A 14,181-nucleotide genomic window follows, 5' to 3' on the forward strand; every position below is an offset into this window, starting at 1 on the left:
GGCGCGGCACCATCTGCAAGGGGATCGAACAACATGAAGTACACCATGACCAAACACCGCTGGTTGCTGGCGCCCACCGCCGTGGCATTAAGCATGGCCGCCAGCGCCCACGCCCAGGAGGCCAGCCTTGAGAACAATGCGACGCCGGACACCGTCGTCACCGTCACCGGCATCAAGCGCGCCTATTTAAAAGCGATCGAGAGCAAGCTCGATCGCAGCGGCATTGCCGACGTGGTCAGCGCCAACGAGGTACAGGGCCTGCCCGACAATACCATCGTCGAAACATTGCGCCGCGTGCCGGGGCTGTCGGTACTGCCCACGCTGGACAACGAACACCCGCGCGACGAAGCGGCCACGCCGGTGCTGCGCGGCCTGGGCGCGGCCTACAACAACGTCACCATCGACGGTTCGCCGCTGGCGTCGCCGGGCACGCCCAACGGCAACCTCGGTTCCATCGGGCGCGGCGTGCGGCTCGACCTGCTGCCGTCGTCGATGATCAGCGAACTGGTGGTGTCGAAAACCTTCGGCGCCGACCAGGAACCGAATGCCATCGGCGGCGCCATCGACCTCAAGACGCGCAGCGCCTTCGAGCGCGGCGGCCGGCCGTTCTTCACCATCGAAGGGGCGGCAGGCGCGGCCAGCGACGGTTCGCGCCCTCGGCCGCAGGATCGCCTTGGACAGCGGGTGATCTCCACCGGCAGTTTGACCTTTGGCGACGACAAACAGTACGGCATGGTGGTATCGGCCAACTACCAGAAGCTCGACACCAGTACCGACACGCACATGACCACCGACACGGTGTTCGAGAATTTTTATGACGCCGCCGGCAATCGCCTGAGCGGCAATAACCTCGGCAACGGCTACGCCGTGCCGCAGCAGGACAAGTACTGGTATGTGCAGGACGAGCGCTCGCGCCTGGGCCTGACCGTCAAGCTGGAAGCGAAGCCGTGGCAATCGGTGTATGGCTTTGTCACCGGCGGCTACTACCGGTTCCGCGACCAGATGGTGCGCAACGAGAACCTGATCGACCCGCGCAACACGCTCACGGTGCTGAACCAGACCGCTACGTCGGGCCGATATCCCGGCGGCGACGTGGAAGTGGGTTATTCGCAGCAGGACATGACCAGCGCTACGCGGCTGCTGCAAAGCGGCGTCGATTGGCAGATCGCCGACCACGAGACGCTGGGCCTGCGCGCCAATATTTCGCGCGCCACGTACAGAGAACCGATCAGGATGATCAAGTACGGCACCAACGCGCGCTACAGCGCACCGGGCACCGGCGGCGCAATTCCCGTGGCCACGCCGGAATACGCGTTCGACTACGACACCAGCGGCCTGAATCACTCGTTCAACGTCTCGCCGGCGGCTTACAACAACCTGTCCAATTACAAGCTGCTGTATTACCGCGACGACTACCGCCGCTCGGCGCAGGACACCATCGGCAATGTGCGTGCCGACTACCGGCGCGATCTCGATCAGCCTGGCGTGGGCTTTGCCGTGGGCGCCGCTTACACGGTGGACCGTCCCGGCTACAACATCTACCGCAACGACCTGGAACCGAACACCAGCCAGCCTGCGCTCACGCTGCTTGGGGTGACCGGGCCCTCCGCGCCCCTGCGCTACAGCCAGAACGGCCTGGGGCTGATCACCATCGACCCGCAGGCGGCCAGCGCCCAGATCGAGGCGCTGCGCGCGGCCGGCGGCCTGAACACCACCAACCAGACCGCATTCAGCAACCAGGATAACTTCGAGCACCGCGAACGCACGCTGGGCGCCTACGCCCAGGTGAGCTTCAACACGGAGCGTTGGAAAACCCTGGTCGGTGTGCGCGAAGACCGCACGCTGCTCAATACCGCCGGTCGTGCGCTGGTGGCCGGCGCCTGGACGCCGCTGCCCACTTCGTCGCGCTACAACTTCCTGCTGCCATCGCTGCAAACCACGTGGCAGGTCAATCCGGACCTCGACCTGCGCGCGGCCGCCAGCCAGACCATCGGCCGGCCTACCTATGATTCCTACGCTGCGCGCAGCGCCATCAGCTTCACCAACGTCGGCGACACGGGCAACCCCAACGCCACCGGCGTCGCGGTCACGGTGGGCAACCCGGACATCAAGCCGCGCCTGTCCACCAATACCGACCTGGCGCTCAACTACCGGCTGCCGAAGGCGGCCAACGGGCTTTTATCGCTGGCGGTATTCAACAAGGACATCAAGGACGAGATCTTCAACCAGGCCTCGCAGGGCTATACCTACCAGGGAGTCAACTACGTGAACGCGGTGGTGACGCGGCCGGCCAATGCCTCGAAGGCATCGATCCGGGGTGCCGAACTCAGTGCGGTGGTCAACTCGCTGGGCTGGATCCATCCGCTGATCGCCGACATGGGTTTCAGTGCCAACTGGAGCGCGCTCGATGGCAAGATGACGGTGCGCCGCTCCGATGGCGCCGCACGCGATATCGACCGCCTGGTGGGCCAGCCGGACCGCACCGCCAATCTCACCGTGTTCTACGCGAGCGCCGGACTGGAACTGCGCGCGGCCTACAACCGCCAAGGCAAGGCGCTGCGCTCGATCGTGCCCGATATCGCCTGGCAGGACCTGTACTGGGCGCCGCGCTCGCAGGTGGACCTGCAGGCCAGCTACAAGCTCACGCGCGAGCTGACCCTGTTCGGCCAGGTGCAGAACGTCGCCGGCAAGCGCATGACCAGCCTCACCGGTCCGTCGATGAACCTGCTCAAGGATACTTACTCGGTGCCCAAGGTGGCGTGGGTGGGTTTGCGCTACACGCCGGAGTTTTGACATGAGCCGCTTATTGTATGCCTGCGGCCGGGTGGCGCTGCTGCTCGCTTGCTCGATGTCCGCCATGGCGGCCGACCGCACCGATGATATTCGCCGCAAGTTCGACGACCCGTCCGCCGGCGTGTTCATCGCCGCGCACCGGGGCTGCCACAATGCGTCGCCGCACCAGAAGCTGGAGGCGGCGCCCGAAAACTCGCTGGCCGCGCTCGAGCACTGCGTGAAGCTGGGCGTGGACATGATGGAGCTCGATGTGCGCCGCAGCGCCGATGGCGCCCTGGTGGTGATCCACGACGCCACCGTCGATCGCACCACCGACGGCAAGGGCAAGGTGTCCGATCTGACGCTGGCGCAGTTGCAAGCGCTGCGCCTCAAGCAAAACATGGGCGCCCAGATGTCGCCGGATCTGACCGACGAACGGTTGCCCACCCTGGCGCAGATGCTGGGCGCCGCCAGGGGACGCATCATGATCAACCTCGACATCAAGGACGACGATATCTACGCTCAGACCATCGCCGAAGCAGCAGCACAGGGCATGGCGCGTTATGTGCTGGTCAAGAGCTTTGTCGATCGTGATGCTGCCGGCGTGGGCGCCGACGATCCGGCATTTGCTGCGGTCCCTTATATGCCGATCGTGGGCGCGTGGACCGCCAAGGGCGGGGGCGCCGGTACGGTGCAGGTGGTGACGCGCCAACTGGCGGCGCAGCGGCGGCCGGCCGGCGTGGAGCTGGTATTCCTGCCGCGCGAGCAGTTGGCGCCGGTGCGCAAGCTGGCGGCATCCGGCGGCGTGCGGCTGTGGGCCAATACCCTGACGTCGGTGGGCGTAATCAGCGTGATCGGCATGGGCGGCGACCTCGAAGCGCTGCGCACATCGGGCCGCGCCTGGGGCGATCTGATCGCCGCCGGCGTGGACACCATCCAGACCGACGAACCGGGGCCGCTGCTCGATTTTTTGAAGCGGGAGGGTATTCTTCACTGACTGCGCATGGTTTAGAATGGGCGGCCAATAAAACGTTTAACCTGGAGACCCGATGTCCTTGACCGCTCTGCTGGCGCTGGCCGCGCTGGCGCCCGTTGCCACCCAGGCCCCCGCTGTTAATGGTGTTGATCGCCCACCGGCGCCCGCAACCGCGCCCCTTGAAACCAGGGCGCCGCTGCGGATCGACGCCGATGCACCGGTGCGCATACTCGGCCGGTCCGACGCCGATGCGTACGTGGAGGCGCGGTTGCGGCCATTGCCCGCTGCCGGCGCCGATGGCCGCGCCTACGTGGTGGGCCGCTATCAGGATGCCGGCAACTGGTACGGCGCCGGCCTGGCCTGGCAGGATGCCAAGGGACGCATGCAGATCGAGATCGTGCGCATCCAGGACGGCCGTCTTACGCGCCTCAAACAGTTCAACCGCGCGGCCGCCACCGATGCGCGCTTTTACACGGTGCGGCTCGAAATGGCCGGCAACAGCCTCACCGCCTACCTCGACGGTGAACGCATCACCAGCGTGATCGACGGCGGCCTGGCGCAGGCGGGCGGTTATGGCGTGGTGGCGCAGGGCGCGCCGTTCGAGATGAGCGTGCCGGTAACCGGCGCCGCCACCGACAAGCCGGCGCGCCTGGCGCTGGCGCGCGTGCCGCAGCGGGTGCAGTTGTCGGTGGGGGATGCGCCGGTGTCGCTGGCGGTGAGCGCGCTGGGACCGTATCGCATCGTGGCTGCTGCCGATGCCGATGCCGGTTCCAATGCCAGTGCCAGCTCCAACACCAGTGGCAACGGCACCGCCAGCGCCAACGCGTCTCTGCTCCTGCCGGGCTACCTCACGCCGAGCGCGTTGCAGGACGCCGCCATGTCCGCACCAGCGAACGGCGCACAAACGATACGCTTTACGGCCAGTGTCGCGCAGCCGGCGCTGGTGACTGCAACGGTGGCCGATGGCGCGCTGGTGCTAGCGCCGCGTGCGGCCGGCGTTACCACCGTCACCCTGGCCAGCCCGGACAACCCCAATGTGCAATCGGTGCTGGAAGTGCGGGTAGCTGCCGCCAGCCCGGCGCGCCAGTCCGATATCAAGCTGGCAGGCGCGGTTCTGCCGGCCATCGGCGAACGTGACGTGCCGTTCGATACGCCGCTGCGGCTGCGTTTCGACCAGGCGCCGGTGCTGGGAGGATCCGGTGGCGCCATCCGCGTGTACCGCGTGCGCGATGGCGCGCTGGTGGACACCGTCCGCGCCGGCGGCGAGGCCGATTTGCTCGGCTACGCCGGCCAGCCGCTGCGGCGCGCGGTGCGCTGGCAGCCGGTGGCTATCGAAGGACAGGACGCCATCATCCACCTGCACAATGCCAAACTGGCGCCGGGCGAGCAGTACCGGGTGACTGTCGATGACGGCGTACTGGTCGGCGCCATCGGCGGCGTGGCGTTTGCCGGGGTGACGCAGCAGCAGGGCTGGACTTTTCACACCCGCGCCGCGTTGCCGCCGGGCGCCCAGGCGCTGGTGGTGGACGATGACGGTGCAGCGGACTTTCGCACGGTGCAGGGCGCGCTCAATTACGCCATGCAGCACACCGCCCGCACGGCGCCGGTCACGGTCACCATCCGCGATGGCCGCTACCAGGAACTGCTCTACCTGCGCGGCAAGGACAACCTCACCCTGCGCGGCCAGAGCCGCGACGGCGTGGTAATCGACGCCGTCAACAGCGACGGCGTCAACCCCGGCTCCGGTACGGCGCAGGATGCGCGTGCGCCCGGTATCACCGGCGGGCGCGCGGTGTTGCTGGTCGAGGATGCGGACATGGTCACCATCGATGGCCTCACGCTGCGCAACAGCGCCTTGCGCGCCGCGCCTAACGGCGGCCAGGCCGAGGCGCTGTTCTTCAACAGCGAGGGGCGCCTGATCGTCAAAAACGCCAGCTTGTTCAGCGAGCAGGATACGGTGCAGGTGCGCGGCTATTCGTGGTTCTACCGCTCGCTCATCGCCGGCAATGTGGATTACATTTGGGGCAACAACCGCGCCGCGCTGTTCGAGGACAGCGAACTGCGCACCGTCGGCGATAGCGGCAATGGCAAGAGCGGCGGCTACCTGCTGCAGGCGCGCACCGTCTCCGCGCAGGACAAGGGCTTCATGTTCGTCAACAGCCGCCTGACCCACGGTCCCGGCCCCACCGGCAACGACGTGCCGGCCGGCGCCACCTGGCTGGCCCGCAGTCCCGGGTACGCCGCCACCTGGGACCACGTGGCCTTCATCAACTGCCGCATGGGACCACACATCGCACCGGTCGGCTGGGCCGGACCAAACGTCAGGCAGCCGGCGCCCAACCCGGGCCAGGCCACCGCCACCGCCGGCTGGCGCGAGTACGGCAGCATGGACCTCGAAGGCAAACCGCTCGACACCAGCGCGCGCCAGTTCGGCCGGGTGCTCGATGCGCAGGAGGCCAAGGCGGCTTACACGACGCGCGCGGAATTTTTTGCGGGGTTTGGCGGGGGCAGGGGATGGCGCCCCGAATAGAAAACGAATCGGTCTAGCGAAAGAGGTAACATCCGGATTTGATCGAAGCAAAGCGCAAACATGAGGGCTGTTCGGATTTTTCTACGTATGCTGGTGATTGCCGTCGTCCTCATCGTGGGCTACGTCTTCTTCGGACCAGGCATCGAACGCGCCATGTACACCGTGCGCCTGGCAGCGATGGACAAGCCGGCCACGCTGCCGGTGCCGGTCGAAGGGATCAAGCCGCGCGCCTTGCGCGATACCTGGGGCGGTGCGCGCAGCGAGGGGCGCAAGCACGAGGGCATCGACATCTTCGCCAAACGCGGCACGCCCGTGCTGTCCACGACCGAAGGTATCGTTGCCCGTGTCGGTACCAATCGCCTAGGGGGCCAGGTGGTGTGGGTAATGGGACCGGGCGGCCAGCGTCATTACTATGCGCACCTCGATCGCTACGCGGACGTGGCAGCGGGCATGCGCATCGAGGCGGGCACTGTGCTGGGCTACGTTGGCGATACCGGCAATGCCAAGGGCACGCCGCCGCACCTGCATTACGGCGTCTATGACATGGGCGGCGCAATCAATCCGTATCCGCTGTTGCGTGCGGAACCGACTGGACCTGGCAAAAGAAACTGACGCGACCCATATGGCGTTACCAGCATGAGCAAACCGCTCAGTCCTGGCTAGCCTTGCTTTTGCCGCCCAACAGGCGGTCCTTGGTGCTGAGGAGCTTTTGCACCTTGGCGCCCATCTTCATCAGTTGCGCCAGCGATTCGGGCGACAGGTGCTGCATCTCTTCGAACCAGGTGTTGGCCAGGTCCACCAGTTCGTACATCTCGCGCATGCGCTGCTGGGCGTAGCGGTCGCCCGGTTCGCCGGCTGGCGCCATCAGCGATTCGCGCAGCACCGTCAACGTCGGCGCCACCTCGCGCCGGCGTCGTTCGGCCGCCACCACCTTGAAAATCTGCCAGACATCGCCCAGCGATGAAAAATACTCGCGCCGGTCGCCCGGCAGGCGCGTCTGCCGTATCAGTCCCCATCCCTGCAATTCCTTCAGGCCGATGCTCACGTTCGACCGCGAGAACGTCAGGTGCTCGGCGATTTCGTCGGCGTGCAGCGGCTGCTCCGACACGAACAGCAGCGCATATACCTGTCCCACCGTGCGGTTGAAACCCCAGCGGCTGCCCATCTCGCCGAAGTGGCTGATGAAGCCCTGGGCCAGTGGCGTCATCTGGAAGTTATTCGGTGTCGGCGTGGCTGGCGTATTGGGCATGGTGGACGTCTCTGGCTATAAAAATTGATGTACATCATCGTTCCGGCGTATTATACTAAAAATCGAATTTACAAGAATTTCTGAAAACTCAGTAATTACAGGATGTTGTTGCCATGTCTTCCGCAAGCGTTTCACTGCCGGTATTCGTCGTTCCCCGCCTGCCCGCGCTGGTGCAGGGTGCCGCCGCCCTCGTGTGGTTGCCGCAGGCGGCGCTGCTGGCCTGGGCGGTGCAGGGCATGGTAGAGGGTGCCGGATGGCGTGCGGCGTTGCTGCCGGCGGCGGCCGTGCTGGCGCTGGGTGTGCTGCGCGCACTGGCCGAGGCCTGGGGGGCGCGCGCCATGTATGCGGCGGCGCGCAGCCACTTGTCGGCGCTGCGGGCGCACGCCGTGGCCGCGCTGGCGCGCCGTTCGCCGCTGGACCGCGATCGCGCCCGGTCGGGGCAAGCGGCCAGCGTGCTGGCCGAGCAGGCCGAAGCCGTAGTGCCTTACCTGGTGCGCTTCCAGCCGGCGCGCTGGAAGGGCGTGCTGGCGCCGCTGGCCATCGTGGCGGCCATCGCGCCGCTGTCGTGGATCGCCGCGCTGGTGTTGCTGGTGGCAGCGCCCCTGATCCCCGTCTTCATGGCGCTGGTGGGCATGGGCGCGCAAGCGGCCAGCCGCGCCCACATGGTGGAACTGGGCGGCATGAACGCCTTCCTGCTCGACCGCCTGCGCGGCCTGGCAACCTTGCGCGCGCTGGGCGCCGTGGACGCCACCGCCACCCGCCTGGGTGACACTGCGCAGTCGCTGCGCCGCCGCACCATGGCCGTGCTGCGTATCGCATTCCTGTCTTCTGCCGTGCTGGAACTGTTTTCGGCGCTGGGCGTGGCGATGGTGGCCGTGTATATCGGCTTCTCGCTGCTGGGCACCCTCGACTTTGGCGCATGGGGCACACGACTGACGCTGGCCCAGGGCCTGTTCATCCTGCTGCTGGCGCCAGCCTTTTTCGAGCCGCTGCGCGAACTGGCCGCCGTCTGGCACGACAAGGCGGCCGGCGAGGCGGGACTGGCCAGCCTGCGCGACCTGGCGGCAGATGGGGTGATGCTGGTTGGTGCCGGTGATGGTCTCGAATTGTGTGCCGGCGTTGGTGCCAACGTTACGACAGGCGCCGCCGCAGTTGGCGTTACTGTCGCTACCGGTTCTGGCGTAGCTGGATGTGCTGCACAAATGGCAGCCGAAGTCGCTCCGTTAAGGATACTGCCGTCGGTTGACGTCCGCAATCTGCACTTCGCTCACGCCGGCGAGCAACCGCTGTTTGACGACTTCTCCTTCACCGTGCGCGCAGGCGAACACGTGGCGCTGCTGGGTGCGAGCGGCGTTGGAAAAACCACTTTGCTGGCCATGCTGGCGGGCCTGCTGCCAGCGCAAGCAGGAGAAATCCGCATCGGCGGCACCATCCTCGATCACGCCAGCGCTGCGACGCTGCGCCGGCGCATGGCCTGGATGGGGCAACGCCCGCACGTCTTCACCGCCCCGGTGGCGGACAACATCACCCTTGGCCGTCCGGTGACCACCGACCTGGCCGTGACCGACGCGCTGCACCTGGCCGGCCTGGGCGCCGTGGCGCAAGCACGGCCGGAAGTGATGTTGGGCGACGGCGGCCACGGCGTGTCCGGCGGCGAGGCCGTGAGATTGGCACTGGCCCGGGTGGCCGTGTGGCCGCATGCCGATCTGCTGCTGGTGGACGAACCGACCGCGCACCTCGACAGCGAAACCGCCACCCGCGTGACCGATGCGCTGCTGGCGCTCGCCAAGGGCAAGACCATGCTGGTCGCCACCCACGACCCGGTGCTGGCCGCACGCCTGCACCGTGCCATCGACCTGTCCGCGCGTACCACGCCACAAAGGAGCATCGCATGAACGCTCCATCGCATGCAGCACTGCGCCAGTTGCTGTTGGCCGAACCGAAACGCCTGCTGCTGGGCGCTGTGCTGGCGGCATTGACCACGCTGGGCGGCATGGCCTTGCTCGGGCTGTCCGGCTGGTTCATCACTGCCACCGCCATTGCCGGCATGAGCGCCTCGACTGCCTTCATGTTCGACGTGTTTGCGCCATCGGCTGGCATCCGCCTGCTGGCGCTGGGGCGTACCGGCACCCGCTACGCCGAGCGGCTGGTGACGCACGACGCCACCTTCGGCGCGCTGGCCGAACTGCGCGTACGGCTGTTCCGGGGCTGGTCGCTGCCCGATGCCGCCAGCCGCCTGCTGCGCAGCCCGGCCAAGTTGTTGTTCCGCCTGACCGCCGACATCGATGCGCTGGAGTCGCTGTACCTGCGCCTGCTGGTGCCGGCTGCCACCGCGTTGTGCGCGGCCGTGCTGGCCGGCGTGGTGGTCGCTTTCATGCAGTGGCAACTGGGCGTGGTGCTCGGCCTGTGGCTGCTGGTGTGCGGCGGCGCGATCACCTTGCTGCTGTTAAAAAGCGCGATCCGTCCCGGTGTGGCCCGCTCGCGCGCCGTGGAAGCGCTGCGCGCCCGCGCCATCGACCTGGTGGCCGGTCAGACCGAACTGGCCATGGCCGGGCGCCTGAATGCCCAGTGCCAGGCCCTGGCGCGTACCGACCACGCGCTGGCCCGCGCCGACCTGGCCTTGATGCAGCGCGACACCCGCGCCGGCGCGGCGTTCGGCATTGCCGGCAGCGCCACGCTGGCTGCGGTGTTGCTGGCCGCCGCCGCGCTGGTCGAGTACTGCGCCATGCCGGTGCCGCTGGCAGCGCTGGCGATCCTGATTGCGCTCGCCGCCATGGAACCGTTCGCCGGCCTGCGGCGCGGTGCGCTGGAAGCAGGGCGACTGTGGCTGGCAATGAAGCGGCTGGGGCCCAGGCTGGAGCAGGGCCTGGCGCCGGCCGGTGCAACTACGAGCGCTGCCGCTGACACGGTAGCGGCCAAGCCGACCGACGCCAACGTCACCGCCAACATCCCTGGCCCTATCGACATCAACGCCGCTGGCAATGCCAACACCTGCGCCGCCATCGTCTTCGAGCACGTATCGGCCGCGCAGTCGGGCAGCACGCCGGTGGTCCACGCCATCGACCTGCGCATCGCCCCCGGCGAGCGGGTAGCGCTGGTCGGCCCCAGCGGCGCCGGCAAATCGACCTTGCTGGCGCTGATGGCCGGCGAGATCGCGCCACTGGACGGCAGCGTGCACGCAGCCCAAGCCTGCCTGTTCACCCAGCGCACGGAACTGTTCCAGGACAGCATGCGCGACAACCTGCGCCTGGCCGCGCCCGATGCCGATGACGACCGCCTGTGGAACGCGCTGCAAGCGGCGGGGTTCGATGTGCAAGTGCGCGCCTTCGGCAAGGGACTGGACACCATGCTGGGCGAGGGCGGGCTGGGACTGTCGGGTGGCCAGGCGCGCCGGCTGGCGCTGGCGCGGTTGCTGCTGCATCCGTCGCGCGTGTGGCTGCTCGATGAAGCAACCGAAGCGCTGGACGCCGCCACTGCCCGCGACGTCCTGCAAAGACTGGACCGGCACGCGCGCGCTGAAGGGCAGACCGTGATCATCGCCACCCATCTGCGGCGCGAAGCATCGCTGGCCGACCGGCTGGTTGGCGTGCGCAACGGCCGCATTGCGTTCGATGTGCGGCGGGGAACGCAGGATTTCGACGCCGCGCTGGCTGCGCTGCGGCAGGACTGAATCAGCAATCAACTATTGTAAATTGTAATAACCAGGGAAACATCATGGACTTCGATATCGTCGCCTTATCCAGGCTGCAGTTCGCGCTCACTGCGCTGTACCACTTCTTGTTCGTGCCGCTCACCATCGGCCTGTCCATCATCCTCGCCATCATGGAGACCGTGTACGTCATGACCGGCCGCACCATCTGGCGCGACATGGTCAAGTTCTGGGGCGTCCTGTTCGGCATCAACTTCGCCATGGGCGTGGCCACCGGCATCGTCATGGAATTCCAGTTCGGGATGAACTGGAGCTACTACAGCCACTACGTGGGCGACATCTTCGGCGCGCCGCTGGCCATCGAGGGCCTGATGGCCTTCTTCCTCGAAGCGACCTTTGTCGGCCTGTTCTTCTTCGGCTGGGACAAGCTGTCAAAACGCGCGCACCTGGTGGTGACATGGCTGGTCGCACTGGGCTCCAACCTGTCGGCGCTGTGGATCCTGATCGCCAACGGCTGGATGCAGAACCCGGTCGGCGCGGCACTCAATCCGCAAACCATGCGCATGGAAGTGACCGACTTCGGCGCCGTGCTCACCAACCCGGTGGCGCAGGCCAAGTTCGTGCACACGGTGTCGGCCGGCTATACGGTGGCGGCCATCTTCGTGCTGGGCATCTCGGCGTGGTACCTGCTCAAGGGCCGCCATGTGGCGCTGGCCAAGCGGTCGATGACGGTGGCCGCCGCGTTCGGCCTGGCCGCTTCGCTGTCGGTGGCGGTACTCGGCGACGAGAGCGGCTACCAGTCGTCGGAGCATCAAAAAATGAAACTGGCCGCCATCGAAGCCATGTGGGAAACGGAACCCGCGCCGGCCGCCTTCACCGCCTTGGGCTTCCCTGACCAGCAGGCGCGCGAGACGCATTATGCGCTGCATATTCCGATGGTGATGGGCCTGATCGGCACCCGTTCACTGAACACCGAAATTCCCGGCATCGCCCAACTGGTCCGCAAGGGCGAGGACACCATCCGCGACGGCATCGTCGCCTACGACGCGCTGCAAACCATCTGCGCCGTGGCGCCGGGCAGCCCGGTACCCGCCGCCGCCAAAGCGGTATTCGAAGAGAAGGGCCAGGCGCTCGGCTATGCCCTGCTGCTCAAGCGCTACGTCGATGATCCGCGCCAGGCCACGCCCGCGCAGATCCACCAGGCCGCACTCGATACCGTGCCGCCCGTGGCGCCGCTGTTCTGGTCCTTCCGCGTGATGGTCGGCCTGGGCATCTTCTTCATCGCCCTGACCGCGACCTTCTTCGTGCTGTCGGTGCGCCGCACGCTCGACCGGCACCGCTGGCTGCTGAAAGTGGCGGTACTGGCGATTCCGCTGCCGTGGGTGGCCGTGGAAGCCGGCTGGATCGTCGCCGAGCTGGGACGCCAGCCCTGGGTGATCGAAGGCGTGCTGCCCACTGCCATGGCCGTGTCGCACCTGGGCGTGGCCACGCTGCTGGCGACGATTGCCGGCTTTGCCGCGATCTATACCGTGCTGCTGGTGATCGAAATGAAGCTGATGCTAAAGGCGATCCGCAAGGGCCCGGAGGAATTCACCGTGGCCGCCGTGCCAGCGGCACCGAAGCGCCGCACGCTGGCGGCGCCATCGGTCAACCAACCCCAATCCGCTTGAGGAGCACATCATGATCCTGCATGAATTACTGTCTTACGAAACCCTGCGCCTGGTGTGGTGGATACTGCTTGGCGTGCTGCTGATCGGCTTTGCCGTCACCGATGGTTTCGACCTGGGCACCGGCATCCTGCTGCCGTTCGCCGGCAAGACCGACCTGGAACGGCGCGTCATCATCAACAGCATCGGCCCGGTCTGGGAGGGCAACCAGGTGTGGCTGATCCTGGGCGGCGGCGCCATCTTCGCCGCGTGGCCGCAACTGTACGCGGTGTCGTTCTCGGGCTTCTACCTGGCCATGTTCGTGATCCTGACGGGACTGATCCTGCGCCCGGTCGCCTTCAAATTCCGCAGCAAGCGCGAAGACCCGCGCTGGCGCGCGCGCTGGGACTGGGTGCTGTTCTTCTCCGGCGTGGTGCCGGCCCTGATCTTCGGCGTGGCTGTCGGTAACGTGCTGCTGGGCGTGCCGTTCCGCTTCACCTACGACATGCACATCCTCTATGAAGGCACGTTCTTCGGCCTGCTCAATCCCTTCGCACTGCTGTGCGGCCTGGTGTCGGTGGCCATGCTGGTAATGCACGGCGCGGCCTGGCTGCAGCTGAAAACCGACGGCGAGGTCGCCGACCGTGCGCGCCGCTACGGCAGCGTGGCGGCAGTGGCTACCGTGGCGCTGTACGCGGCGGCCGGCGTGGCGCTGTGGCAGGCGGTCGATGGCTATCGCATCACCAGCGCCATCATTACCGAAGGTCCGTCGAACCCGCTGTTCAAGACCGCGCAGGCAGCCACCGGTGCCTGGTTCGCCAACTTCGAAAACCATCCGTGGACCTGGGCCGCACCGGTACTGGGCCTGGCCGCGCCGCTGCTGGCGCTGGTGCTGATGCGCGCGCGGCGCGGCGGGCTGGCGCTGCTCGCTTCCGGCGCGGCGATTGCCGGCATCATCCTGGGCGTGGGCGCGGCCATGTTCCCGTTCATCCTGCCATCGTCGCTCGACCCGCGCGCCAGCCTGACGGTATGGGATTCGTCGTCGAGCCATCTGACGCTGTTCATCATGCTGGTGGTGTCGAGCGTGTTCATTCCGCTGATCGTGGCCTACACCAGCTGGGTGTACAAGGTGTTGTGGGGCAAGGTCGATGGCGAGGCGATTGCCGACCATCGCGGCCATGCTTATTAATTGTCGATAAAGGAGTCAATCATGTGGTATTTCGCCTGGATTCTGGGGCTGCCGCTGGCAGCGATGTTTGGTGTGCTCAATGCGATGTGGTACGAGATGGCGGAGGACGATGCGGAGCGCTAAAGCGTGGAATTGCCTGAACTGGAATCGATAATCTGAAATAATTTCCA

The 14,181-nt window shown here is 66.8% G+C and carries 10 protein-coding genes; 9 read left to right on the top strand and 1 reads right to left on the bottom strand.

Going from position 1 to position 14,181, the window contains the following annotated elements:
• Positions 1-45 precede the first annotated feature (45 nt).
• The 4 genes from F8197_RS01135 to F8197_RS01150 all read left to right on the top strand — a co-directional run bounded on the left by F8197_RS01135 (position 46) and on the right by F8197_RS01150 (position 6,890).
• Positions 46-2,793: a TonB-dependent receptor gene (locus F8197_RS01135; protein ID WP_227012006.1), complete on the top strand. Its 2,748-nt coding sequence runs from the start codon at positions 46-48 to the stop codon at positions 2,791-2,793.
• Position 2,794: 1 nt separating this feature from the next.
• Positions 2,795-3,769 carry a glycerophosphodiester phosphodiesterase family protein gene (locus tag F8197_RS01140; RefSeq protein WP_152879313.1) on the top strand — a complete coding sequence of 325 codons (975 nt, stop codon included), beginning with the start codon at positions 2,795-2,797 and terminating at the stop codon, positions 3,767-3,769.
• A 52-nt stretch (positions 3,770-3,821) separates the two neighbouring features.
• Entirely contained in the window at positions 3,822-6,278 is a 2,457-nt protein-coding gene (locus tag F8197_RS01145; RefSeq protein WP_152879315.1) for a pectinesterase family protein, read from the top strand.
• A gap of 87 nt (positions 6,279-6,365) precedes the next feature.
• The gene (locus F8197_RS01150; RefSeq protein ID WP_152879317.1) at positions 6,366-6,890 is read left to right on the top strand and encodes a M23 family metallopeptidase; all 525 of its coding nucleotides are present in this window, start codon (positions 6,366-6,368) and stop codon (positions 6,888-6,890) included.
• Between the two features lie 37 nt (positions 6,891-6,927).
• Here F8197_RS01150 and F8197_RS01155 read toward each other — a convergent pair whose 3' ends face one another.
• Entirely contained in the window at positions 6,928-7,527 is a 600-nt protein-coding gene (locus F8197_RS01155) for a GbsR/MarR family transcriptional regulator (RefSeq protein WP_019920031.1), read from the bottom strand.
• 113 nt (positions 7,528-7,640) lie between these two features.
• Here F8197_RS01155 and cydD point away from each other — a divergent pair, with 113 nt between their 5' ends.
• Genes cydD through cydX form a run of 5 tightly spaced genes read left to right on the top strand, consistent with a single transcriptional unit; the run spans position 7,641 to position 14,134 of the window.
• Positions 7,641-9,422, top strand: coding sequence for a thiol reductant ABC exporter subunit CydD (gene cydD, locus F8197_RS01160; RefSeq protein WP_152879319.1), 1,782 nt, complete (start codon positions 7,641-7,643; stop codon positions 9,420-9,422).
• A complete protein-coding gene (locus F8197_RS01165; protein WP_152879321.1) occupies positions 9,419-11,197 on the top strand; it encodes an amino acid ABC transporter ATP-binding/permease protein in 1,779 nt (592 codons plus the stop codon). Before cydD ends, F8197_RS01165 begins: the two co-directional genes overlap by 4 nt.
• A gap of 44 nt (positions 11,198-11,241) precedes the next feature.
• The gene (locus F8197_RS01170; RefSeq protein ID WP_152879323.1) at positions 11,242-12,846 is read left to right on the top strand and encodes a cytochrome ubiquinol oxidase subunit I; all 1,605 of its coding nucleotides are present in this window, start codon (positions 11,242-11,244) and stop codon (positions 12,844-12,846) included.
• Positions 12,847-12,856: 10 nt separating this feature from the next.
• Positions 12,857-14,011, top strand: a complete 1,155-nt coding sequence (gene cydB, locus F8197_RS01175) for a cytochrome d ubiquinol oxidase subunit II (protein WP_152879325.1) — start codon at positions 12,857-12,859, stop codon at positions 14,009-14,011.
• Positions 14,012-14,032: 21 nt separating this feature from the next.
• A complete protein-coding gene (gene cydX / locus F8197_RS01180; protein WP_152879327.1) occupies positions 14,033-14,134 on the top strand; it encodes a cytochrome bd-I oxidase subunit CydX in 102 nt (33 codons plus the stop codon).
• Positions 14,135-14,181 lie beyond the last annotated feature (47 nt).

The organism is Duganella sp. FT27W, assembly GCF_009295655.1.
Lineage (GTDB): Bacteria > Pseudomonadota > Gammaproteobacteria > Burkholderiales > Burkholderiaceae_D > Rugamonas > Rugamonas zoogloeoides.